Origin of the sequence: Actinomadura geliboluensis (genome assembly GCF_005889745.1) — a bacterium.
Classification (GTDB): domain Bacteria; phylum Actinomycetota; class Actinomycetes; order Streptosporangiales; family Streptosporangiaceae; genus Spirillospora; species Spirillospora geliboluensis.
Window position 1 is genome coordinate 1 of sequence record NZ_VCKZ01000108.1, and the last position, 22,528, is coordinate 22,528.

Consider the following 22,528-nt stretch of genomic DNA (forward strand, 5'->3'; position numbering starts at 1 on the left):
GGCCAGGGCGTCCAGGGCGACGAGGCGGCCATTCCTTTCAAGCCACAACAGCGGCAAACAACCATCAGCCACACCCCGTCGCCCTGGGCATCCAGAGCGACTCACTCCAGACAAAACGATCTTAGGGAGACAACCATGAAGGCCCACGTGAGCTCCATCCTCCTCGGCGTCCGCGACATGGACCGCGCCAAGCGGTTCTACACCGAAGGGCTCGGCTGGACGATCAAGGACGACTGGGGCATCTCGGTCTTCTTCGAGTCCGACGGCGCCTCGCCCGTCGGCTTCTACGGCCGCGACGGGCTGGCCGACCAGGTCGGCACCAGCCCGGACGGCAGCGGTTTCAGCGGCCTCGTCCTCACCTACGTCGTCCGCAGCCAGGCACGCGTGGACGAGATCATGGCGGAGGCCGAGAAGGCCGGCGCCACGATCCTCAAGCCCGCCGGCACCCTGCCCTGGGGCGGCTACGGCGGCACCTTCGCCGACCCCGAGGGCTACATCTGGAGCCTCGCCCACAGCGACAAGGGCGAAGACCAGCCCTACGCCGAGTAGCAGTCGCCCCGACCCGTGAGGAGAACACCGTGTCACCGCAGATGAGCGCCATCATGCTCGGCGTCCGCGACATGGACCGCGCCAAGCGCTTCTACACCGAGGCCCTGGGCTGCAAGATCGACAAGGACACCCGCCACTTCGTGTCGTTCCACCTGGGGGAGGGGGCTCCGCAACTCGCCCTCTACGAATGGGACGCCGCCGCCGAGGACGCGGGCGTCCCGTCCGAGGGATCCGGGTTCCGCGGGGCGTCCTTCCACCTGAACCCCGACTCGCGGGACGCCGTGGACGAGACGATCCGCAAGGCGGTCGCGGCCGGCGGCAGCGTGGTCAGGGCGGCCGCCGCCGCCCAGTGGGGCGGCTACTTCGGCTACTTCGCCGACCCCGACGGGTACCTGTGGAAGGTCACCACCTACGCCTCGTGACCGCGTGCACATCGCGCGGGCCCGGCACGGCGCACGGCCGGGCCCGCGTCCCCAGAAAGGGCAGATCATGAAGTTCAGCACCGTGGTGGAGCCTCCGGAGCCCATGCGGGGCCTGGAGGTCCCCGCCGAGATCGTCGAGGACCTCGGCGGCGGCGCGCGTCCGAGAGTGAAGATCACCGTCAACGGGCACTCCTGGCGCAGCAGGGTCGCCATCATGCGCGGCCGCCACCTGCTCGGCCTCAGCAACGCCAACCGGCAGGCCGCGGGCGTCGCCATCGGCGACGAGGTCGAGGTCGACCTGGAACTCGACACCGAACCGCGCCTCGTCGCCGAACCCCCGGACTTCGTCCAGGCCCTGGACGGCGACCCCGCCGCCCGCGCCGCCTACGACAAGCTCACCGACAGCCGCAAGCGCGAGCACGTCCGCGCCATCGAAAGCGCGAAGAAGCCCGAGACACGCCGCCGCCGTATCGAGAAGGCCATCGCCGCCCTGCGCGGCTGAACCCCGAAAACCGTCTTCCGCACGGCATCGCGATCGCCGCGCGGAGGACGCCCCCTGCCCGCATTCCCCGGAAGGAAGAAAATGCCGAAGCGACTTACGACCGTCCTGTACTGGTTCCTGGCCATGGAGTTCGCGCTGGGCGCCGTGACGAAGTACTGGCCGGGCGACACGATGTTCGGCCCGGCGTACTCGGTGAAGTTCGCCGACTGGGGCTACCCGTCCTGGATGCGCTTCGTGGTCGGCGCCCTGGAGGGCATCGCCGCCGTCCTGCTCGTGATCCCCGACAAGCGGACGCGCTTCCTCGCCGCCACGACGCTGATCCTCGTCCTCACCGGCGCGGTCACCACCCACATCGTCAACCACGACTCGGCGATGCAGAGCTGGGCCGCGCCGACCTACCTCCTCGCCATGGGCGTCGTCGCGCTGGTCAACTGGCCCGCCGACTGGCGAGACCTCCTGCGCACCCCCGTCCCAACGAAATAGCACCGGACGCTTGGACCTACGCCGGCGACCCGGCGCCCCGCGATGGGCCCACCGGCCTCCGGAGACCCATGGAATAACGTTGATGCGATGCCCGCTGTACTGGTCGACGAAGGAGACGAGGGGGGAACATGGCAACCGAGAGGGCACTGCTCGCGGGCGGCTGTTTCTGGGGGATGGAAGAGCTGTTCCGCCGGGAGCCCGGAGTGGTCTCCACGCGGGTCGGCTACAGCGGCGGCGACGTCCCCAACGCCACCTACCGCGACCACGGGACCCACGCCGAGACCATCGAGGTCATCTACGACCCCGACAAGACCGACTTCCGGGCGCTACTGGAATTCTTCTTCCAGATCCACGACCCCACGACCGTGAACCGCCAGGGCAACGACATCGGCACGAGCTACCGCTCCGCGATCTTCTACACCTCGGACGAGCAGCGGAAGGTCGCCGAGGACACCATCGCCGACGTCGACGCCTCCGGCCTGTGGCCCGGCAAGGTCGTCACCGAGGTGACCCCCGCCGGCGACTTCTGGGAAGCCGAACCCGAGCACCAGGACTACCTCCAGAAGTACCCGAACGGCTACACGTGCCACTTCCCCCGCCCCGGCTGGAAACTCCCCAAGCGGACCGCCCAAGCCTGACCCCGCGAGACGGCGCGGGCCACAGCCCCGCGCCGTCCACCGGCCGGGTCCGGGTCCGGCGCCGGCCAGACATGGTGCTCGACGGAGTCGGCGGCCAGTAGCGTCGAGTGAACAGGCCACGCTCATCGCCCCTGCGGAGACGTATGGGCGGACATGATCGGCCGCGAGCAACTCCTCGAATTCCGCCCTTGCTCCCGACGCAGCCTCTTATCTGTGTTGTGAGAGGGCGTCACCTTGCAACTGGGGCGCAGCCACTCGGGGGATTGGGCCCTTTTACCAGCGCGCCGCGCAACGCCGGGCGGAGTTGTCGCGCCGATAAGCCCTTGGCCAGCCACTGCTCAAAGCACGAGCTGCCGATCCCCCTGCTCGACCTACGCCACGTCCCCTCGACGGGAGCGGCCCGAGACGGTGAAGAGCTACCTGCGCCCGGCGATGCGCAAGCTGGATAGCCACACCGTGTGGAGACCGTGACCCAGGCGAAGGTGGCTCCTTCAATTGACGCAGGGTTCACTCGGCACGAGAGCCAAGGAACGCCAATGACGGCGGCCACCTTGAACCAGATCCGGGCGACGCTGCGTACCACTTTCAACACGGCACTCCGCCGTGGGCTGACCTCAGAAAGTCCGGCCGCGCGGGCGAGTTGCTATCTGCCCGGCGTCCGCGTGCGCTGATGTGAACTGCGGTGCGCGTCGAGCACTGGCAACCGGAGCGGAGTTGGGACTCAGGACGGTCTTGGTCGCTCCAGTTCGGAGCGACCAAGACCACCGCCTACGGCGTTTCCCCTGGGTTGCGTCCACGGAGGTGGTGTATGAGTTTGACCTGGTCAGAGGGCGTGGCGTCGTGACGTGAGACGGCCATCGCGTGATCCTTCGAATCGACCAAGATCAGAAGGAGAGGAACGCGATGGCCGCCGACAACAGTGTGGACCCCGTGAGCTGGTTTGCCGAGCAGATCGGGGCGTGTGAGCCGGATCTGCTGCGGTCGATGGTCAAGACGATGGCCGAGGCGCTCATGAGCGCGGAGGCCGATGCGGTGTGCGGCGCCGACTACGGGCAACGCTCGGACCAGCGGGTCAATCGCCGCAACGGCTACCGGGTCCGGGACTGGGACACGCGCGCCGGCACCGTGGAGTTGGCGATCCCCAAGCTGCGGTCGGGGTCCTACTTCCCCGAGTGGCTGCTGGAGCGGCGTCGCCGGGCCGAGCAGGCCCTGGTGTCGGTGGTCGCCACCTCCTATCTCCTGGGGGTGTCGACGCGGCGGGTGGACAAGCTGGTGGAGCAGATAGGCATCAAGGGCATCTCCAAAAGCCAGGTCTCGCAGATGTCGAAGGTGCTGGACGCGCAGGTCGCGGCGTTCCGCAACCGTCCTTTGGAGGGCGGGCCGTATGCGTTCGTGTGGGTGGACGCCCTGACGCAGAAGGTCCGCGAGGACGGCCGGATCGTGAACGTGCACGTGCTGGTGGCCACCGGGGTCAACGCCGACGGGCACCGCGAGATCCTGGGGATCGAGGTGACCTCGGCCGAGGACGGAGCCGGCTGGCTCGCCTTCCTGCGCGGGCTCGTCGCGCGCGGCCTGTCGGGCGTCCAGATGGTGATCTCCGATGCGCATCGCGGCCTGGTCGAGGCGATCGGGTCGACGCTGCCGGGCGCGGGCTGGCAGCGGTGCCGGACGCATTACCTGCGCAACCTGCTGACCAGGGTGCCCAAGTCGGCGCAGCCGTGGGTGGCGACGCTGGTGCGGACCATCTTCGACCAGCCCGCCGCCGAGGAGGTCCATGCCCAGCACGCACGGGTCGTCGCCTCGCTGGAGGCCAAGCACCCCGACGCGGCCGAGCACCTGGACCAGGCCAGACCCGATCTGCTGGCCTTCACCGGCTTCCCGCGCCGGCTCTGGCGGCAGATCTGGTCCAACTGTGAGGATCTTCGGGTGCTGTCCGGGCGGGGGCCTGGCCCGTGGTCTAACTGGCCATGCTGCCTTTGGATTGATCTGCCGGTCCTTGCCCCGGGCGGCGCTTGCTGCCGTCGGGCCGGCAGACGTGTCCCGATAGGGGCCTTGCCGTCACAAGGCACCGTCACAGTTCTGACCGCCACGCCGGCCCGACGACGGCCATCAACCTCCCGATGCCGTTCCGAGGAGCCCGATGACCACCGTCAGCATGCACGATGCCGATATCGACCACCAGGTGGAAGACGTCGTCCTGGGAGTCGACACGCACAAAGACATCCACGTGGCTGCGGTGCTCACCCTCACCGGCGGCGTCATCGCGCACGCCTCGTTTCCGACCACGGCGGCCGGCTACCAGCACCTCATCGCTTGGGCCCGCTCCTTCGGCGTGGCCCAGCGGGCCGGGGTGGAGGGCACCGGCTCCTACGGGTTCGCGCTGGCTCGACGACTGCAGGCCGAAGGGCTGACGGTTCTGGAGGTCAACCGGCCCGACCGCGCAGTGCGGCGGCGACGCGGCAAGACCGACACCATCGACGCGGAGAACGCGGCCCGAGCAGTCCTGGCCGGCGAGGCGACCGCGGTCCCCAAGGCCGCTGACGGACCGGCCGAGATGCTTCGGGTGTTCAAGATCGCCAAGGACTCAGCGATCAAGGCACGCACTCAGTCGATCAACCAACTCAAAGCGTTGCTGGTCAGTGCCGAGCCAGCCCTGCGAGACCAACTCACTCGACTATCCAACCCGCGGCTCATCACCGCATGTGCTGCCCTGGACCCCTCAACAGCCTTCGCCACCGCACACGCCACCCTCTACACCCTCAAGCTCCTGGCCGAGCGAATCCAGTACCTGACCGCCCAGCTCGACGAGCTCGCCAAGCACATCACCTCAGCAGTGGAGGCCGCCGCACCTGCCCTCCTCCAGCAACCCGGCATCGGCCCCGACAGCGCAGCCGTCCTCCTCATCACCGCGGGTGACAATCCTGAACGGCTCACTAGCGAGGCATCCTTCGCCGCGCTCTGCGGTGTCAGTCCCATCGAGGCGTCCTCTGGCAAGTCGAACCGACGACGACTCAACCGCGGCGGCGACCGCCAAGCCAACGCAGCGCTCTACCGGATCGCTCTCAGCCGCCTGCGATGGGACCCGAGAACACAGGACTACCTGGCCAAACGCACGAGCCAAGGCAAGACGCGCCGCGAGATCATCCGCTGCCTCAAACGCTACATCGCCCGCGAAGTACACCGCCTCATTCTCAACTCCAGCTCACCCTCGCCACAGACTTGACATCCATAGGGGCATCAACCCGCAGGAGCGCCTGAACAAGGAGATCCGCAGGCGCACCGACGTGGTCGGGATCTTCCCCGACCGGGCCGCGATCGTCCGCCTGGTCGGCGCGGTGCTGATGGAGCAGACCGACGAGTGGACCGAGGCCCGCCGCTACATGGGCCTGGAATGCCTCGCCAAAGCCCGCCTGCGCGTCATCGACGGCACCACACCCGACCCCGCTGCCGAGCAGCAGGAACTCACCGCTTAACCTGCAGAAACAGGATCACGCGAAGATCAACTCTTACACCACTCCAGTGGACGTGACCTTCCCCTGGTAAGCGTGGCAGGCCGCGTAGGTCTCGAACCGTGACGCCGCGGGTTGGAAGCTACCCTATTCCCGCACCTACTCTGCAGTATGAAAAGTTGCCGATATCGTTTGTCGAAGTGTGATACTTGCACACCCAGACGTGAAGCAAATAACCCTCTGGTATGAAGTTTCCAGCATACGAACTGCAGCCGCCACTGCTGGATGAATCAGTGATCTGCTTGCCGAACTTCACAGGATCGACCCTCCATTCGGCTGCCCCGGTAACGCCTCGGGCGTCCGCCTTGATGTCGCATACTATGAGAAGTTCTTGGCCCGGATAGCCCTTCCGGTCGGCATCGAAGTAGATCTTGCCGGCGCCATCGGTCGTGTAAACCCATCCACTGTCCTGGCTGATTTCCGCCTGTGCCGGTTGTCCAATCGCGATGAGTATCAGTGCTGATACAAATGTTGCCGACATGAGCCTACGCGACCACGACATCATGAATTAGCCTTCCGCTGCGGTCTCTCCTCGCAGAGACCATGATCATGCTAAGGCGCTGGAGCGGTCGGCGCTAGAGTTCTGAGTCAGCAATTCTCCTGCAGCACAAGGCAGGGGGGGTGTCGAGGATCTAGTCCGCTGTTTTCGTCCAGGCGAAGGGCCCCGGGCCAGCCTCCATCCATCCATGCACGAATACCCTCCACTTCACCAACACTCCCACCCGGTCGCCGATCGGCGGACCACCCCCATGTGTGGTGACAGGCCAGTCCACCACGCTCGCCGCCAGCGGTCTTCTGAAGACATTCGACCGTCTGTGTCACCAGGCTCCAGGTGCGGTGAGCGGGAGGATTAGCCGGGGTGAAGGCGCTGACGAAAGGGGTGGCCTTCTCCTCCCATCGCAGCGACTGGATCTCGGGGCCGTCCCGGTCCGGAAGCTTGCGCGTCACCTTGACGGACACGGTCGTGTGCTCGCCGGCAATCGTCGAGGTGATGTCGGCGTGGTTGCCGGCGGGCAGGTCATTCCAGCCGCCTCGCGTCATGTTCTCCCTACAGGTTGGTGACTGCGGAGCAGTGGCGACAGGTCAGCTGGGACGCCCTTGCAGATGACGGAGCAGCAACTCGGGGACATCTAGCCATTCCTCGTGGAGAACAGGAGATCTGCGCGGGGCCATGGCCATGCTGCCGCCCCAACTCGCCGAGGTCCTCTCCAGCCGCCCTCGCCTCCTCTTAACCGGTCCTGAACTCCGACGCCCGCACCCACCTCGAATGACTGTTGGGGTCCAAGAAGCTGTCGCGGAAGGACGGCAGGCCAGAGCGTTGACCTTCCGGTCCCCTGAAGCCCGAGGGCACCCCGCGACTAACCTCGGACCGCGCGTCCCGATGCTGCGACCGGTAGCGGTAGCAGGGCTGGGCCTGGATGCGTATATCTGCTCGGGCCTTGGCCCCGATCAGAACCAGGCGGACCTCAGCGTTCGGGGACAGCGGTGGGGCCAGGTCGGCCAGGCGGCGGTACCGTCGGGTTTTCCGGCTGCACAGCCGTGGACATCGGCTTGTAGGGGCGCAGCAGGCCGGCCATTCGGGCGGCCTGGAAAGCCTCACTGCTCACGTCGCGGGGGATGGCGGTAAGCGCGTTGTGCAGATGTTCGGCGGCGTGCCGCCAGGTGTAGTTCTGCCCGAAGTACTCGCGGAGTTGGAGAGCTCGCTGTCTGCTCTGTCCGATGTCGCGCAGAACGGGTTCAGCGTGATCGGCCCAGCGTTGGCCGAGCTCGGCGGCGTCCTCTCCACCGAGCATGGGCACCACGCTGGGCTGGCCGAGATGGGCGGGCACTCGGGCGGGGTCGGATAGGAAGATGCCGGTTCCGATATTGCTGCCGACCAGGAGCGGGACGCCCATTCCGGCTGCCTCCATCGCGGTAAGCGGAAATCCGTCCTGCCGAGACGGGATCACGACCAGATCAGCGCCGCGCAAGTCTGCGTCCAGTTCGGCCTGATCACTGGAGAAGCCTCGGACCTTGACCGGCATCCGGGCGATCGATTGAAGCATCTGCTCCTGTTCACGCAGGCCATGCGGGTCGGCTCCACGCACGGTGAGCTGCACGTTGAGGTTCCGGTTATGGAACAACTCCCCGACGGCGTGCGCTGCGGTGTCGGCTCCCTTGAGTGGATCCCCGGCGCGCCCGAACAGCAGAACGTTGAGGCGACGCTGCCCTTCCGGGGCGCGCGGCGGTTCCTTGAGGACGGTGCCCGCGATCAACTCGTGAACCGGCGGTGGTTTCTCACACATGCGTGCCATGCGCGCAGCTTCTTCGGCGAGCAGCGGCCCGACGCCGACCGCAAGATCGGCCTTGGCGATCAACTTGCGTTCGGTGACCGCATGCCGGTTGGCCTGTTCGGGGTCACCACGCCAGCGGTCGAGTTCATCGACTACCGCATGGACGAAGTGCACCACTTTGGCCTGGGGATAGTGGCGGTCCCGTAGGTAGCAGGCGGCGCCGCTAGAGAAGCGTCCCGCCCCGATGATGACGTCGATCCCGTCAGCGCGGCGGGGCAGCCCGTCGGTTCGCAGCAGTTGCCCGCGTGGGTCGTCCAAACCTGGAATGGCGTCAGGATTCAGCGACTGCACCCGGACACCGTCAGGTGCCTGTCCGACAGGCCCCACGGCGCGCAAGGTGACGTCGTAGTCGAGTTGGGCGAACGCGGCGGCGAGTTCTCGGTTGACCGTGTGGCCACCGTTTCCAGTCCAGGCCGTGCCTAAGACGAGCATGCGAGGGGGACGCCCTACTGCCACGTGGAATTCTCCTTCATGTCCGGTCCGAGCGGTCGTCGGGTGATCACCGGGCACCGGCAAGTCTCTGCAGGTGCTCGGCGACCTCGCCGACCAGGGCGATGTAGTCGGTGGTGTCGCCGGTGAGGGCGCCACGGTCGCTCTCGTGTTGTAGGCGGGCGGCGTACTCGTCCAGGAAGGACGCGGCGATCAGTGCCTGAAGCGGAGTCAGCACCACCTGCCGGTCCACGGTGGGTGGTTGGTCTCCTGCCAGGTCGGCGCGCTTGGCGGCGGCGTCCTCGGCGAAGGTGATCGAGTTCCCTTCGTCCCCCGGAGCGGTGGAGTGGTCATAGCGCCGGCGGCTGATGAGGCCGCTGGTCGGGTCGGTGGCATTACCGGTCATGCCGTTCTCCTCCAATGCCTGGTCCGCCTGAGGCGGATCGAAGTCTCGATGGTCACCAGGACCCGGACAGTTCGGCTGCCGGGCTCTGCGCGGGGAAGATCACCGGGTCATTGTCGACGCCGTCGGGCCACACCCACAACGGCGTTCCTGCTGTTGCGTCGGACTTCTTTCCGAGGTGGTGCAGGATCGGCTCCCGGCGGGGTCGGAACGCGGACTGGCCGAGGCGGGCGACAGCCTCATCCACCGGAACCCACGCCGCTTCAAGTACCAGGCCATCGGGGTCGTCCGGACTCAGATTGCACGTCGGTGCTGTCGCAACCTCGAAGGTGAACACTGTCCAGATTCCTGCCCAGACAGGGTCCTCGACAAGGTACTGGCATATGTAGGCCAAGCTGATCGGCCCAAGCAGCCGCAGGCCGGTCTCCTCCCGAATCTCGCGAACCATGGCGTCATGGATCAACTCCCCAGGTTCTACCTGACCCCCTGGCAGCACCCAGACATCATCCGCGCCATGCCGTTCCCGAACCATGAGGATGTCGGTCCCCTGTCGCACCACTGCGGAAACGAGCTGCCCGGTGCGTCCGAAACTCGACAGGGTCACCCGTCTCTCCTGATCTCGCGCTCGTTCACACGATGGATCGACGATGGGCTGAGCTGACCGATTACCGGGAGCCGTTGCTGATTCCGGACGTCCGTCATGTCCCCTCCTGCTCGCCCCAGTGGGGCGAACCCACCCGCTCTCACCGACCCACTCACCTTCCCGTGCAGTGGAGTCCCTCCATGAACAGGACTGAAGTGCCCCAGGTTCGGTAAAGTCCTTAAGCCAGTCATGATCTTGACTGCCGACGGCAGCACCACGCAAGTGGCTCCCAGGATCTTTCGGGTCGGGTCATGCGGTTGGCGCTGGAGTCAGGAGACTTGAGGGGCCGAATCCTGTTGTCCGGCGGGGACGGGTTGACGACTCTCTTGATCATCGGGCGGACTGGTCTGCACATATCCGTCGGAACCTTTGGCGCCGACCTGCCCGAGCCAGGTGCTGATCCCGCTGGTGAAGGACACATACTCTCCCTCCGCTCGTGCCGCTGCCGCCTCCGCGACCCCGGTTAACTCCAGCCGCCTGCGCCAGGATGCGAGCCTGCGGCTTCACGCCGGCGGCAGTGTGTTGCCGGTTGCTCTGGCGGTCCTGGCTGGTGGCCTGTGGGCGTCATGACCGGCTAGCGCGAGGCGAAGAGTATCCGGTTTCGAGGCGCTACCAAGGTGGGCGCGGGGCCCAGATCGAGCCGCCGAGCCGTCACGAGGGCAAACCTCGACATGTCGGGCGATGGACCAAGCCGCGCATCCTTAGGTTGCCCTAGTCAGGGTGGTGGGTCGCGTGGGACTTGAACCCACAACCTGCGGATTAGAGTCCGAAATTGTCATATCGGCGCGGTGTTCTGAGTGCCATTGTGCGCCAGGCTATCCGCATCAAGCGCAATTTTAGGCTCGCCAATGCCGCCGCCTGCCGATTCGTTTCGGAACCGCCGCGCCGACAGCGAGTCGACATGGATCATTGACGATCTTGTGGCCGCCTCCGTAGGTGGCCTTGCTTGCTGACCCGCACGGATGGGTTCTCGGTTGGTGCAAGCGGGCAACCTGGTCGCGGACCATGAGCGTGCCGATCGACCTGCGTGGATGTAGTCCTCCGCAAGCGTAGCCTTCACCGTCGATGGTGGCTGCCCTGTGGTCGGTGCCGGCATCAGCCGGGCCCGTGAGCGTCGCTGACCGCTTCGGCTGCGTGGTTCGCCCGCGGAATGGGCTGGGCACTGGACGACGTTGCTGCGGCGCAGTGGTTTGCCGAGGGCGCCGGGTTCCGAGCCCGTCGGCGGGCGTACGCTGCCGCCGGTCGGGATTCGAGCGGGTTGTGCACGGTCGGGTTGTCGGGAGACTTGCCGGTGGTGGGCAGAGCGTCGCCGCGGACACAGCGGGCTCGCGAGATGTTGGGGGACGTGACACACCCGGCCCGACTTGCTTAACTATGCACGATCTTGTCGTTACTGTCGTACCCCAGGGTCGGCGAAGCGGTCACCGGAGGTAGCGATGAGGTCCGGACGGTGGATGCTCGTCGCCTGGCTGATCATTGGTGCGCTCGCCGCGGGGCAGCGCCACTACTACGCCCAGTTTGACGGTAGCTGCGCCAAAATCGCCACGATCGGTATCACCTGGGCCTCTGGTCCGCTCAACTACATCGGGCTCAACCCCACCGCCAATTGCAGGATCCCCCAGCCGAGCAAATGACGTGTCGGGCTCTACGACCGCGTCCTCGTGAGGTCTTCTGACGATTCCCTCCGTCGCGCGGACGCCCTGATCACTCGCCTGGGCGTGCGATGGGGGATGGCGGGGTGTCGTCGGTGAGCGCGACACTCGTCACCTTCGGCGGCGCTTCTGGCGGCGGTGCTTGGAGGCAGGGCGCTGCTGCGGTGGCTTCTTCCGGGTGGGCTGTTGCGGGGGCTTGCGGCCACGGGAGCTGTTGGGAGTGCGGCCGCGGACGATGCCGATCAGTTCCTCCATGAGGTCGGTCGTCTCGGCATCGAGCCAGGCCAGGCCGATCTGGGACTGAGGAGCGTCGGTCACGGTTCGGTAAGTGAGGTCTTTGCGGTGGTGGAGGCGGGCCAGAGACTGCGGGAGCAGCAGGACGCCCGCTCCCGACGCCACCAACTCGATCGCGCCGGCGGTGCTCTCAGGACGGGTGAAGGCAGGTTGCCCGGGGCGCTCGTCCCAGGGCAAGACGTCATCGAGTGGCTCGAACACGTCCTCGTCGGCGAGATCGGCGAGTTCTACCTCCTCGACTGCGGCCACCACGTGATCCTTTGGCACCACGACCACGGTCGTCTCCAGGTACAGCGGGATCACATGGAGGCCATCGCGGTCGACGGGCAGGCGTACGAACGCCGCGTCCACGTCACCGTTCCGCAGCAGGGGGACGACCTCGGCCGCCGGCATCTGCAGCAGGCGAAGCGGCACCTCCCGGACCCGCTCGGCCCACACCCCGGCCCACTTCCCGGGCGTCACGCCCGGCACGTAGGCCAGCCGGAACTCACCATCGGTCACTCCGCCACCCTAGTCACGTCCAGACAGTCCTCTTCCGCTGGCTACCCTTGAGGCATGGGCACGTCCAAAGCAAAGACCCCGCAGACCATGAAGTCCGCGACCGCGGCCAAGAAGCTGGGGATCCTGCTGTCGGCAGCACCCGCCGAGTTCCAGGAAGGTCCCGTCTCCCGGGACGAATTGAACGCGCTCCAAGCCGACCCGCCCTCGTGGCTGACGAACCTGCGCCGTGAGGGCCCCCATCCCCGCCAGGTCGTCGCCGCCAAGCTGCGCGTCTCCATCTCAGGTCTGGCCCGTGCCGGTATCACGGGCCCCCTCACAACGGCCGAGATCGAGAACCTGAAGGCCGAAAGGCCCGACTGGCTGGAACGCGAGCAAGCCGTCCAAGCCGAAGTCCGCAGGGAAGAACTCCGCCTCAAGCAGCAGCGCGACAAGGCCTGACGCAGTCGTATCAGCGCGGTATCCCGAGTGCCATCCTGTGTCAACTCGTCCGCAAGCCCGATTTTCCTCGTCTGAGGGCACGCCACCCTGGACCTGCCCGTCCAGGGCGGCGGCATCGAACGGTTCGTGCTCCTGCCGTTCGCGGCCGCCGCGCTGAACCGCTACCTGGCCGTCCGCGGCGCCGAGAACGTCGACGGCTAGGACGATCATGCCAGGGGCGGGCGACGTCGACGGGCGCACCGGCCCGCCGCTATGACCAGGCTCGCGAATTGCTAGAGGCCGGCCGCCGACCGTGCGGTTCATCCGGGCTCTGGTGCCGCGGATGGTCTGGGAGAACCCGGCTGGGGATAGCGGCGGGTTTATGGCGAACTGCGGGTCCTGGGGGGTGAAGGTAGCCTCCTCCACCGTGTGGGAGATTCTCCAGGACGCCGGTATCGACCCCGCGCCAAACATGGAGCGGTAGGTGCAGACCTGCCGCCATGAACTGCTCGACCGAACCCCGATGTGGAACCAGCGGCACCTCCTGCATGCCCTCCGGGAGTTCGAGGCCTTCTACAACGAACACCGTCCCCACCGGGGCATCGCCAACGTCCGACCGCAGCAGCCACTGCCATCGCCGATCGTCGAACCGGCCGACGTCCCTCATATGAAGATACGACGGGACCGACGTCTGGGCGGAATCCTCAACGAGTATCGGCATGCAGCTTGACCTGCTCGGATGAATCTTTTTTGCAGACGCACCGCCGACATCGACTACCGCGACATCTGTCCGTCGCCGGGCCGACGCCAATGAGGGGCGCGGCCTGGCAGCGCGAAGGCAGCCGACCGCCGGTGACCGCGTGACCGGGAGCGAACTGATCGGCTGCTCAAACCACTTGATGGACCTGAAGCGGCCGGATACGGCCAGAGCCAATGGCTTCTTACGCCCGCCTGTAAACCCAACAGAGCCGTCGGTTGTCTACGTTATATCGCCGATTCTCGTGGTAGGGCGAGCGGATGGAGGGGGCCCGTGTTCATTCGACGCTGCCTATGGTTAATTGCGACAGTCGCCATCATCATGGCGGGAAGTTTCCTGTCCGTACCCGCACATGCAGACAGCGATGGAATCACTGGAACGATCACCGACGCGAAGACCGGTCAACCTGTGGCGGGTGCCTGGGTCGAGGTCTATGGAGCCTCCGGCGGCGTCTCCGGCGGTGCGAACACCGATGATTCTGGCCAGTACCATCTGCAATGGCTGGCACCGGGCGAGTACCGGATCAAAGTGACGGCCACCGATTACCAAGACCAGTGGGCATTCGACAAGTCCGATCAGGCCTCGGCCGATCCGGTGACCTCTCCCGGCACCGCCTCGCTGGCCCTGAAACCGATCGAATACGGCTCGATCTCCGGCCGGTTCGTGACCGCTTCCGGCGCCGGGGTCGCCGGCGCCGCGGTGGAAGTGCACGACGCTTCGGGCAACTCCCGTGGCCGCGAGATCACCGATGCCGATGGAGCGTTCAGGTTCACCGGGCTGAACGCGGAGGACTACAAGCTGTCCTTCGACTCGAACGGCAACATCCAGTGGGCCCACGGGAAGTTGGACCAGAACGAGGCAGACCCGATCACGGTGCGGTCCGGGTTGGAGACGACCGTCACCGAGACCGCCCTGCCCACCGGGGACCTCGAAGTGACCGTCCTCGACTCCAAGAGCCGCGAGCCGGTGCCCGGCGCCCGCGTGGCGACACGCGGCGGTCCCCGTTCGCTCTCCGCCGAGATCGACGCCAAGGGCAAGGCGGCGTTCGACGGCGTCCTCACCGGGACCTATTCGTTCTCGATCTCACCGCCGGAGGGTTACCTCTACGGATCGATCGACGACGTGGTGGTACAGGCCGGTCAGGCCACTCGTGTCACCACCGAGCTGGTGCGGGAGGCGACGATCGTCGCGACGGTCCGCGACGCCAAGACGGCACAGCCGGTGGCCGGCGCATGTGTGAGCCTGTTCGAGCAGGCGGCCACCCTCTCCAAGACGGTCACCCGTAAGCGCGGGGACAAGACGGCCACCCGCGAGCGCGGGAACAAGACGCTCGACCAGGAGTGCAGCGACAGCGATGGCAAGCTCCGCATCCCTCAACTGTGGCCAGGCAAGTACCGGCTGTTCATAACGCCCACCGATGGTGTGCATGGCCGCCAGTGGGTCGGCTCGAACGGCGGCACCGGGGACATGGAGAAGGCGGTGTGGTTCACCGTGGCCAGCGGTGAGGACATCAAGACCGAGGTGCGGCTGGACGGGGCGGGATCCATCGCCGGTACCGTCACCGACGCCCGCACCGGCAAGGCTGTCGAGGACGTGTGCGCCTGGGTGCTGCCCGCCGGCCCATCCGGCCCGGCAGCGTGGGGCAAAAACTGCACCGCTTCCGGCGGGCGCTACACCATCGAAGGCCTCGGCCCCTATGACTGGCGTGTCCAGTACCCAGACTTCAGCGGCCGCTACGCGTGGCAATGGTCCGGTGGGGCCCCCGACCGCTTCGCCGCCAGGCCGATCAGGGTCCAGGCCGGGGGCACGGTGACCGCCGATGCCCGGCTGCCGGAGAGCGGCAAGCTGAGCGGCAAGGTCATCGGCTCGGTGGTTCCCAACGAGTATGTGAGCGTCGTCGCCGTCAGCGCCCGAACCGGCGACATCGCCGCGCCATTCGCGAGGATCACCGGGGACGTCGACTACGCCCTGTACGGGCTGGCCACCCAGTGGATCAAACTCGGTTACAGCGGCGGTCCCGCCGATATGACCTGGTATCCGAAACCCCTGCATGTCGTCGCCGGGGAGGCGATCAACGGTCCCGATCTGGTGATTCCGAAGGAATGACAGAAACTCTCAGGCCGCGCGGCATGGCCGGAACCGCCACGCCGCGCGGCCTGGCTTTCACTTTCCATGCGAGGGGCGTCAAGCAGAGGCGGCTGCGGTGATGTGGCTTAGCACGCACAGCCAGCGGCCGCCCACAGTACGAAGACACGGTCGTCCATTCGTCCGCGTCGAACCGTTGACCCCCGTAATGCGCGTGCCGGATCTGGAGGATCTCATCGTGGCCCGGCTGTCGGAGGTGACCGGCCGAGCAGTATGGGAGGAGTTCATCGCGCTCGATGATGTCCTCTCCCGCACGGCGACCAGGCCGAGGAACGCCCGCCGTTCCAGGTATTCTTCCCGATCTGATGGTGAATCCCAGCGTCCCCGGTCAGATGCCAAGCATCCTGCCGAGACCGCAGCTTCCCGATCTCGCCGCTGCCCGCGCCCCTCGGCCCTGCGGCGGCCGTGGAGACACACTGGCAGCAACTGCTGCTCGTCTGGCGGTGGCATCAAGAGCGGCACGAGGCCTTGTACCCCGGCGTTGCCTACCCGGACATCGTTGCTCTGATAGAGGCTGCCGGAGCGGCACCGAGACTTCGGCAGCTTTACCCCTTCACCAGCCACTTCAGCCTGCACTTCAGTAGTCGCACGAGCTACCCGTGGTTGGTTCGAGCGCCCTCAGCCGAGGCCCTTCGTGACGGGCGGTTCCGTGTCCGTCGTCCTCGAAGTTCCGATGTCATCGGGCTCACCCCCACCGTGGACGCCGCAGTAGCCCTCATCGTCGACAACCTCCCAGCCGGGCTCGGCCCAGCTATCAACCGCTGACGCGGAAGTCCGTGGAGAGCCAAGCCGCCAGCGGTTGAGAAGCGAGCTCAACACTCGAACCAAGACACGCGAACGCCATGGTGAACGCCGCTTTTTCGGGCACCTCCCCGCCGAAGTTCCGCGTTCTCCCGCTTGAGCCGCTTCATCTTCAGACTCGCTGCGCGGCACACCTAGGCGCGAGCCGGGTGCAAAATCCTCCGGACGCACGACCGCTGGCTAGGGACGGGGGATGGCGACGGCGTTGTACGAGATGCCAGGGGGCGGCCCCCTGGCAAAAAACTGGATGTTGGAGAGGTACAGCCGGGAGCCGAATGCGGCCACGGTCGTTGGTAGGGCGAGCCGGGGGTCCTTCCCCGTTGTACTACGCGGCCGTCGGTTCCCGCCGTGTTCGGCCGCAGGACGGCCACGGTGTTCAGCCAGTTCTATACCGCGTACAACGTCCGGCCGCGCAGCAGCAGGCCGTCGCCTTCCGGCAGCGACTCGCCGTGCAGGTTCACCCGGCGGGCCTCACCGGTCGCCGGGTTGACGCGGAGCAGCGTGCCGGTGTTGGACTGCACGACGATCAGGCCACGGCCATCCGGTGTCGGCGTGATGCCGTTGGCGTTGAAGCCGGCGCTGCCGGGGCCGCGGCCGTGCCCTAGCTCGTCGCCGACGTGGCGGCACGCCCGGGCGGGTCAGGTGCGGCGCCAAGGGGCGACCAAGCGGCCTCAACCGACGCGGCCGCGCGGTCGGGCTCGGCCGCCTAGACCCGTGCGGACACAGACTGTGGAATCAAGAGCCTGCGCTGCCCGCCCTACCTGACGACCTGCGGAAGGACTAACCGCATGCCGGTGATGCGCCACCGCTGAAGAGCGGTGAGTGCGGGGGTGCGGCCTTGCCCCCGCTGGGGCGGCAGGACAGAAAGCGACCGTGGCTCGGCTTGTGCGCCGTCTCGGCCCCGGGGGGCCTCAGGTGGGCCCGGGCATGATCCCCGTCACCTACAAGGACGCGCGTTTGCCCTGGTCAGGGGTGGTGGGTCGCGTGGGACTCGAACCCACAACCTACGGATTAAAAGTCCGAAATTGTCGTGTCGGAACGGGTTGCGCAGTGTCATTGTATGCCGAATCGTCCGTGTTCCGCCCGATTTCCCTGCCATTCAATGTCACTGCATGTTGATTCGTTTCAGAACCGCCGAGCCGACAACGAGCCGCCATCGGTTGTTGGCGATCTTGTGGCTTGCTCGGAGGAGGCCTCGCCTGACCTGTACCGGACGGAGTAATCGGCAAGTGCAGGGCTGGTCTCGCTGGCCTGCCGGGACACCGCGCACCTGTCCGTCGGCGACCTGGTCGACATCCTCGCCGAGCGCGTCCGCTCGGCCCGCGATCTTGCCAGCCTGCTGCGCTACCGGCTGCAAGCTCTGCTACGCGACCTGCGCTGACGCCGGAACCTGCGCGTCGACCAGATCGGCGAGCACTGCCTGCAGGCGGGCTCTCTCAAGCCGACAGACCAGGCGGGACGAAAGTTCTCGGCGTGAGTGTAGCGCCCATCTCGCACTGTTACCCGCCAAAGGCGCTAATGCCGAGCGGATCAAGGAAGTCCGGATCTCCGACACCGAACGGTTCGTGATCTGCCACACCCCCGAGGCCGCGATGCATGACAAGCACACCCGCGAGCAACTGGTCGCCCAGCTGTCCGAGCTGATCGACGGCACCGACGCCCTGAGCGAGTACAAGCGCGGCGAACTGCGCGGAAAGATCACCGCCAAGCCCGGCCTGAACCGGTATCTGCGCACCACCCCGACCGGCAAGCTCCGCATCGACACCACCAAGATCAAGGCCGAGGAGAACCTGGACGGCAAGTACCTGCTGCGCTGCAGCGACCCGCACTTGAGCGCCGAGGACATCGCCCTGGGTGACAAGCAGCTCCTGGAGGTCGAGCGAGGCTGGCGCGACATGAGACAGATCATCGATCTGCGAACCCGTCTACCACCGGCTCGAAGAACGCATCCGCGCCCACATCATCCTCTGCTGGCTCGCCCTGCTCCTCATCCGGATCATCAAGACCACTACCGGCACCACCTGGCCGGCCATCCGCCGCGAGCTCAACCGGTTGCACATCGGCACCTTCACCGGGCCCACCGGAACGTTCCGGCAGGTCACCGCCCCCACCAAACCCCAGCGCGACCTGCTGACCCAGCTCCACATCGACCCGCCCAAGGAGATCATCGACCTCCAGCCCACGCCCCGCTGACCAGCGCGAACACCACCGCCTGGAGAAACGCCTCCAGGCGACCACAACCCATGTCCACCCAGGTCAGGACAAAGATTCGCCTCTCCAGCCCGCTGAATTACGTCGAACCCGGGCGTGGACTCGAGCCGCGCGACGTCCGGGTCGAGTTGATGAGGCTGCGGCCGATCATGTCATCTCGCTTCGGCGGGCATTGACGTTCTGCTCGCCGGCATGAGCACGGCGGCGGGTGGCCCGGTCTGGGCCGCCGGTTCTCAGCCCTGCTGCTCCTTGCGGAAACGGGCGAGCTTCCGCTTGGCGGTGCGGCGGACATACCGGTTGTACCGGCGGTCGGCGGCGATTGCCGCGAGCGTTTCGATGCCGCTCGGGACGCCCAACTCGGCGAGCTCTTCGGCCGCGATGATGCGTGAGTGGCTCTGATGGCGCTCTGGAAGATCGGCCAGGGCCTCCAGAATCTCTACGCGGCGGGGGAGCCGCATGGCGGCGATGTCCCGTATCACGGTGATCGGCCATTCGAGGTCATTGGCGGGGTCGCGCGCAAGCTCGGACAGCCGCTCCCAACCGTGCGGGTGTCCCATCTCGGTGAGGCCGTACGCCGCTTCGATGCGGTCGTGACCCGGGGCCGCGGGGTCATCGCACGTCCTGGTCAGGAACTCGATGCCGGCGGCGTCGCCGAGCTCTGCGAGGAAGGACGCGGCGTCGACCCGCCACGAAAGGAACAACTCCGTATCCTCGACGAATTCCTTGAGCAGGCCCACACCCTGTGCGTGGCCGCGCACGGCCAGTGCTCGCGCGGCCTCGACCCAGAAAGGCTCAATTCCGAAGGACCTGGCGGCGATGGCGAGGAGTTGCTGGACACCCCGCGGGTCGTCGAGATCTGCGAGCGCTTGTCCGGCCCGCAGGCGGACCCTCGCATGAAGGTGGGGGTCGTCGAAGTGTGCGCCCAGGGTCTTGATGGCCGTCTTGATGATCTCTTCGTCAAGCGGGATTCCATCGGCGGTGATCCGGGCGATGGCGGTCCCTGCGTTGAGGTCCTTCCTGGCTGCCAGACGGCGCAGGACCCGCTCCAGGTGGGGTCTTTGCTGCGGATCGGCATGCCATGCGGCGATCAGAAAGAGATCGCCTGAGAGCAGATTGCCCTCGCTGAACTCGTAGAAGCCCTGCCGCCTGAATCCGCCGAACAGTTTGCGGAGCTCCGTCCGGCTTGACTCGGGGTCCGCGGAGATGGCCTGGGCGGCCAGGAACTCGGTGAGCGTCTGGTGCATGAACACCACATCGCCGGCGTGTTCGGCGAGCAGGCCGGTACGGCGCAGGCAGGCGCGCAGCAGCTCCTCCCAGGCCAGCATGCGCATGGCGGCGGGACGCAGGTCCCCGATCCAGTTCGCGACGAGGGCGACGGCCGGCCGGTCGTCGGGTTCGGTCCACCGGACCTTCGCCAGGCGGGGCAGGGCCTCGAAGATCCGGCGGGGCAACTCGCGGGCCTCCTCGGAACTGACCCCGTACGGATCGAGCGCCGCGTGCGCCTGGGCGACGATGCCGGACTGGCCGGATGCGTACTGGCGCTCACGGAGCAGGTCGATGAAGTCCCGGTAGAGGCCGTAACGCCCGGACGGCAAGGGCCGTTCGGGAGCGCTGAGGTACAGCTGGCACAGCATGGTCGCCAGCAGCGGGTTGTGAACCAGCGTGGACGGCCGGATCCGGCCGGTCTTCGCGACCAGGTCGTGTGCGGCCCGTTCGGGATCGGGCGCCTCGAAGACCTTGCACCAGCCGAGGGCGAGTTCGTACAACTGCCCGGCGTCGAAGGGGAGCAGCTCGTAGGTGTCCACGCCGCCCTCCGTGCGCCGGAACTCGGCCAGCTCCGCCTCGGGGAGCGGACGGCAGGCGACGACGAACCGGTACGGTCCGGACCGGTTCTCCTGAATACCGGCGATGACGTCCCGGCGCCGCTCGGGGGCGAGGACCTCGTCGAGGCCGTCCACGAGCACAAGCCAGCGCTTACCGGGCATCGGCGGGCGCGCGAAGATGTCCTTCGGCAGGCTCTCCCGTAACCGCCCGCCGAGATCAGCTCGGACCGCCCTGCCGAGTTGGTCCGCCAGCGGCGCGGAGCGGGTGAGATCGGTCGCCGGGACTCTCAGCGGCACGTCGGCGCCGCCTTCCAGGACGTCGCTTCGCCCGGTCCGCCGAAGGGCGAGCCAGTGCTCGGCGATGCCCGAGACACCGCTGTGCAGCAGGCTTGTCTTGCCGGCGCCCGGACCGCCCATCAGTACGACGTCACGGTCACCACCGAAGATCTCGTCCGCGGTGAGCTTTCCCCGCGCCCGCGCGGAAGCGTGCTGGCGCACGTAGACGCGCGAGAGCGGAGGTCTCCGGACGTCGGCCAGAACGCCTGGATAGGGGTGATCGCTCGCTCGGGACGCCGCGGCGGTCAGGTACGCGACCAGCCGCGGCCCGGGGAAGGCCCACCCGCCTGCGGCGAGCTGCTCGTCGGTCAGCGCCGCCAGCCATTCCCCGTGCGATGCCGATGCCGCCTCCGGGCAGCGCGCCAGGATCGCTGTGATGGGGATCAGGTGGGCGCTGCCCGCCTTGTCGGAGGTCGACAGCATCCCGCACACGGCTCCGGTACGGGTGTTGACCACCGGGCTGCCGCTGTAGCCGGGGCCGACCGGAACGCCGTATACCCGTGGCAGTTCGAGAGCCTCATCCGGGCTGCGGCGAGAGTCGCCCTGATAGGTGAAGCTCGCATGCTGCCCCGCCCGGAATTGCCCCGCCGGATGGCCGAACGTCCACAGCAGATCCTGTGTCCGCAGCTGAGCCGAGGTCGTCACCGCGCGGTCGACGCCGTCGGCTGTGAGCAGCGCCAGATCCAGCCCGGTCGCCGTATCCCGGAAGAACCGGCCGGGATCGGTCCGCAGATCCAGGTCGCTTCCCAGTGCCACCAGGCGCCCCCGTACTCGCGCCGGGAGCGCCTCTGGCGTCGCGGCCAGGACATGGGCGCACGTGGCCACCAGCCCGGGTGCGACAAAGAAGCCGGTTCCCACTGCGGCGGGACGACCATCACCCGAGGGCACCGTCAGCATGACGACCGCGCGCCGCAGCAGCGCCTGCCATCCGCCGGTGTCGCCCTCGTCCGAGATCACAGTGTCGGTGCCGGCGTCGGTGTCGTCCACTCCAACGCGACCTTGAACGAGGACTTACCGGAGGCCTTGCCGATCACCGTGACGAGCTTCCCGGACTCGACCAGGAACTCGCAGCCGAACTCGACGGTCACCCGTGAGGCGTCACTCTGCTGCAACCGAGTGCCCATCGCGCGGGCCACGCCCATCAGCCCGTCCAGTGCCTGCTCCAGGGTGGGCGGCCGCCAGCCGATCTCCTCTTCCTCCTGCCCTCCTGAGGCTTCCGATTGCTGCACCGACATGTAGATCAGGGCCCCGTCCACTTGCAACGGCACCAAAGCGGTCTCCTGCTCGATTTCCACCGTCATCACAGGCAATCCCTTCGTCGACCTCAGCGGCATTCCAAGTATGGGGGCCGCCTCCTCAACACGCGGTGCTCTTCAGATGTGATTCGCCACCGGCGACCGTGCGATTTTCGCTGTAATTCCTGATCAAGAATTGACACCTGGCGTCGAAGCGCGTACGCACGACCGGCCGATCCGCCTCCGGCGCCGACGCACGGCCCGATTTCGCCGCCACCGCACACCTGATCAGGTCGGTCTCCACCGGCCAGGCGGCCGGAGCCTGTAACTCGAAGTGTGTAAAGATGATCTTGTTGTGGGTCTGGTTGTCTTTACTGGATGCGGTCTGGGTAGGCGTCGGCGAGTTCGTTGAGGGCTTCGGCCCACCCGTAGGTCTTCTGGCCCT

At 67.0% G+C, this 22,528-nt stretch carries 21 protein-coding genes, 1 tRNA gene and 3 pseudogenes; 13 read left to right on the forward strand and 12 right to left on the reverse strand.

What is annotated here, in order from left to right; translation table 11 throughout:
- Window positions 1-135 precede the first annotated feature (135 nt).
- The 8 genes and pseudogenes from ETD96_RS16705 to ETD96_RS16740 form a co-directional block, all read left to right on the forward strand.
- On the forward strand, window positions 136-549 hold the full coding sequence (locus ETD96_RS16705; protein ID WP_138637389.1) for a VOC family protein: 414 nt from the start codon (window positions 136-138) through the stop codon (window positions 547-549).
- A 29-nt stretch (window positions 550-578) separates the two neighbouring features.
- On the forward strand, window positions 579-971 hold the full coding sequence (locus ETD96_RS16710; protein ID WP_138637390.1) for a VOC family protein: 393 nt from the start codon (window positions 579-581) through the stop codon (window positions 969-971).
- Between the two features lie 67 nt (window positions 972-1,038).
- Window positions 1,039-1,473, forward strand: coding sequence for a YdeI/OmpD-associated family protein (locus tag ETD96_RS16715; protein WP_138637391.1), 435 nt, complete (start codon window positions 1,039-1,041; stop codon window positions 1,471-1,473).
- 81 nt (window positions 1,474-1,554) lie between these two features.
- Window positions 1,555-1,956 carry a DoxX family protein gene (locus ETD96_RS16720; RefSeq protein WP_138637392.1) on the forward strand — a complete coding sequence of 134 codons (402 nt, stop codon included), beginning with the start codon at window positions 1,555-1,557 and terminating at the stop codon, window positions 1,954-1,956.
- 128 nt (window positions 1,957-2,084) lie between these two features.
- Window positions 2,085-2,594 carry a peptide-methionine (S)-S-oxide reductase MsrA gene (msrA, locus tag ETD96_RS16725; RefSeq protein WP_138637393.1) on the forward strand — a complete coding sequence of 170 codons (510 nt, stop codon included), beginning with the start codon at window positions 2,085-2,087 and terminating at the stop codon, window positions 2,592-2,594.
- A gap of 903 nt (window positions 2,595-3,497) precedes the next feature.
- Window positions 3,498-4,505 (forward strand): annotated as a pseudogene (locus ETD96_RS16730) (IS256 family transposase); the annotation flags it as partial.
- A 244-nt stretch (window positions 4,506-4,749) separates the two neighbouring features.
- The gene (locus tag ETD96_RS16735; RefSeq protein ID WP_138637404.1) at window positions 4,750-5,817 is read left to right on the forward strand and encodes an IS110 family RNA-guided transposase; all 1,068 of its coding nucleotides are present in this window, start codon (window positions 4,750-4,752) and stop codon (window positions 5,815-5,817) included.
- A gap of 10 nt (window positions 5,818-5,827) precedes the next feature.
- Window positions 5,828-6,067, forward strand: a pseudogene (locus ETD96_RS16740) (transposase); the annotation flags it as partial.
- A 118-nt stretch (window positions 6,068-6,185) separates the two neighbouring features.
- Here the strand turns inward: ETD96_RS16740 and ETD96_RS16745 are convergent.
- The 6 genes from ETD96_RS16745 to ETD96_RS47570 all read right to left on the reverse strand — a co-directional run bounded on the left by ETD96_RS16745 (window position 6,186) and on the right by ETD96_RS47570 (window position 10,821).
- A complete protein-coding gene (locus ETD96_RS16745) occupies window positions 6,186-6,584 on the reverse strand; it encodes a hypothetical protein (protein ID WP_138637394.1) in 399 nt (132 codons plus the stop codon).
- Between the two features lie 107 nt (window positions 6,585-6,691).
- Window positions 6,692-7,144, reverse strand: coding sequence for a hypothetical protein (locus ETD96_RS16750; RefSeq protein ID WP_138637395.1), 453 nt, complete (start codon window positions 7,142-7,144; stop codon window positions 6,692-6,694).
- Between the two features lie 425 nt (window positions 7,145-7,569).
- Window positions 7,570-8,868, reverse strand: coding sequence for a glycosyltransferase family 4 protein (locus ETD96_RS16755; protein WP_138637396.1), 1,299 nt, complete (start codon window positions 8,866-8,868; stop codon window positions 7,570-7,572).
- A 67-nt stretch (window positions 8,869-8,935) separates the two neighbouring features.
- Window positions 8,936-9,271 (reverse strand): hypothetical protein, encoded by a 336-nt coding sequence (locus tag ETD96_RS16760; protein WP_138637397.1) that lies wholly within the window; start codon window positions 9,269-9,271, stop codon window positions 8,936-8,938.
- A gap of 52 nt (window positions 9,272-9,323) precedes the next feature.
- The gene (locus ETD96_RS16765) at window positions 9,324-9,872 is read right to left on the reverse strand and encodes an NUDIX hydrolase (protein ID WP_138637398.1); all 549 of its coding nucleotides are present in this window, start codon (window positions 9,870-9,872) and stop codon (window positions 9,324-9,326) included.
- Between the two features lie 814 nt (window positions 9,873-10,686).
- A complete protein-coding gene (locus tag ETD96_RS47570; protein ID WP_274704616.1) occupies window positions 10,687-10,821 on the reverse strand; it encodes a hypothetical protein in 135 nt (44 codons plus the stop codon).
- 544 nt (window positions 10,822-11,365) lie between these two features.
- Here ETD96_RS47570 and ETD96_RS16770 point away from each other — a divergent pair.
- On the forward strand, window positions 11,366-11,545 hold the full coding sequence (locus ETD96_RS16770) for a hypothetical protein (protein ID WP_240807735.1): 180 nt from the start codon (window positions 11,366-11,368) through the stop codon (window positions 11,543-11,545).
- 129 nt (window positions 11,546-11,674) lie between these two features.
- Here ETD96_RS16770 and ETD96_RS16775 read toward each other — a convergent pair whose 3' ends face one another.
- Complete coding sequence (locus ETD96_RS16775) at window positions 11,675-12,358, reverse strand: LysR substrate-binding domain-containing protein (RefSeq protein ID WP_240807737.1); 684 nt, start codon at window positions 12,356-12,358, stop codon at window positions 11,675-11,677.
- Window positions 12,359-12,412: 54 nt separating this feature from the next.
- On the opposite strand from ETD96_RS16775, the gene ETD96_RS16780 reads away from it, so the two are divergent.
- The 3 genes from ETD96_RS16780 (at window position 12,413) to ETD96_RS48115 (ending at window position 16,442) form a co-directional block, all read left to right on the forward strand.
- Entirely contained in the window at window positions 12,413-12,796 is a 384-nt protein-coding gene (locus tag ETD96_RS16780; RefSeq protein WP_138637400.1) for a DUF5997 family protein, read from the forward strand.
- 1,009 nt (window positions 12,797-13,805) lie between these two features.
- Complete coding sequence (locus tag ETD96_RS16795) at window positions 13,806-15,638, forward strand: MSCRAMM family protein (RefSeq protein WP_138637401.1); 1,833 nt, start codon at window positions 13,806-13,808, stop codon at window positions 15,636-15,638.
- A gap of 444 nt (window positions 15,639-16,082) precedes the next feature.
- Complete coding sequence (locus ETD96_RS48115) at window positions 16,083-16,442, forward strand: DUF6193 family natural product biosynthesis protein (RefSeq protein WP_356948749.1); 360 nt, start codon at window positions 16,083-16,085, stop codon at window positions 16,440-16,442.
- A 422-nt stretch (window positions 16,443-16,864) separates the two neighbouring features.
- Here ETD96_RS48115 and ETD96_RS47575 read toward each other — a convergent pair whose 3' ends face one another.
- Window positions 16,865-16,999, reverse strand: a complete 135-nt coding sequence (locus ETD96_RS47575) for a hypothetical protein (RefSeq protein ID WP_274704617.1) — start codon at window positions 16,997-16,999, stop codon at window positions 16,865-16,867.
- Window positions 17,000-17,451: 452 nt separating this feature from the next.
- Window positions 17,452-17,571: transfer RNA gene (locus ETD96_RS44805), tRNA-Ser, on the reverse strand.
- A gap of 433 nt (window positions 17,572-18,004) precedes the next feature.
- Between ETD96_RS44805 and ETD96_RS16810 the strand changes: the two are divergent.
- Window positions 18,005-18,671, forward strand: a pseudogene (locus ETD96_RS16810) (IS1634 family transposase); the annotation flags it as partial.
- 251 nt (window positions 18,672-18,922) lie between these two features.
- On the opposite strand, the gene ETD96_RS16815 reads toward ETD96_RS16810, so the two are convergent.
- From ETD96_RS16815 to ETD96_RS45910, 3 genes are all read right to left on the reverse strand, one after another.
- Window positions 18,923-21,835: a trypsin-like peptidase domain-containing protein gene (locus ETD96_RS16815; RefSeq protein WP_138637402.1), complete on the reverse strand. Its 2,913-nt coding sequence runs from the start codon at window positions 21,833-21,835 to the stop codon at window positions 18,923-18,925.
- The gene (locus ETD96_RS16820) at window positions 21,802-22,149 is read right to left on the reverse strand and encodes a CU044_2847 family protein (RefSeq protein WP_138637403.1); all 348 of its coding nucleotides are present in this window, start codon (window positions 22,147-22,149) and stop codon (window positions 21,802-21,804) included. Before ETD96_RS16820 ends, ETD96_RS16815 begins: the two co-directional genes overlap by 34 nt.
- A 55-nt stretch (window positions 22,150-22,204) precedes the next feature.
- A partial coding sequence (locus tag ETD96_RS45910) for a hypothetical protein (protein WP_205719305.1) occupies window positions 22,205-22,528 on the reverse strand: 324 nt, incomplete at its 5' end.

Bases quoted from the DNA above. Each gene is read 5' to 3' on its own strand.
- ETD96_RS16705 (WP_138637389.1), top strand. From the start codon at position 136: ATGAAGGCCCACGTGAGCTCCATCCTCCTCGGCGTCCGCGACATGGAC.
- ETD96_RS16715 (WP_138637391.1), top strand. From the start codon at position 1,039: ATGAAGTTCAGCACCGTGGTGGAGCCTCCGGAGCCCATGCGGGGCCTG.
- ETD96_RS16720 (WP_138637392.1), top strand. From the start codon at position 1,555: ATGCCGAAGCGACTTACGACCGTCCTGTACTGGTTCCTGGCCATGGAG.
- msrA (WP_138637393.1), top strand. From the start codon at position 2,085: ATGGCAACCGAGAGGGCACTGCTCGCGGGCGGCTGTTTCTGGGGGATG.
- ETD96_RS16735 (WP_138637404.1), top strand. From the start codon at position 4,750: ATGCACGATGCCGATATCGACCACCAGGTGGAAGACGTCGTCCTGGGA.
- ETD96_RS16745 (WP_138637394.1), bottom strand. From the start codon at position 6,584: ATGTCGGCAACATTTGTATCAGCACTGATACTCATCGCGATTGGACAA.
- ETD96_RS16750 (WP_138637395.1), bottom strand. From the start codon at position 7,144: ATGACGCGAGGCGGCTGGAATGACCTGCCCGCCGGCAACCACGCCGAC.
- ETD96_RS16755 (WP_138637396.1), bottom strand. From the start codon at position 8,868: ATGCTCGTCTTAGGCACGGCCTGGACTGGAAACGGTGGCCACACGGTC.
- ETD96_RS16760 (WP_138637397.1), bottom strand. From the start codon at position 9,271: ATGACCGGTAATGCCACCGACCCGACCAGCGGCCTCATCAGCCGCCGG.
- ETD96_RS47570 (WP_274704616.1), bottom strand. From the start codon at position 10,821: ATGATCCATGTCGACTCGCTGTCGGCGCGGCGGTTCCGAAACGAATCG.
- ETD96_RS16770 (WP_240807735.1), top strand. From the start codon at position 11,366: ATGCTCGTCGCCTGGCTGATCATTGGTGCGCTCGCCGCGGGGCAGCGC.
- ETD96_RS16780 (WP_138637400.1), top strand. From the start codon at position 12,413: ATGGGCACGTCCAAAGCAAAGACCCCGCAGACCATGAAGTCCGCGACC.
- ETD96_RS16820 (WP_138637403.1), bottom strand. From the start codon at position 22,149: ATGACGGTGGAAATCGAGCAGGAGACCGCTTTGGTGCCGTTGCAAGTG.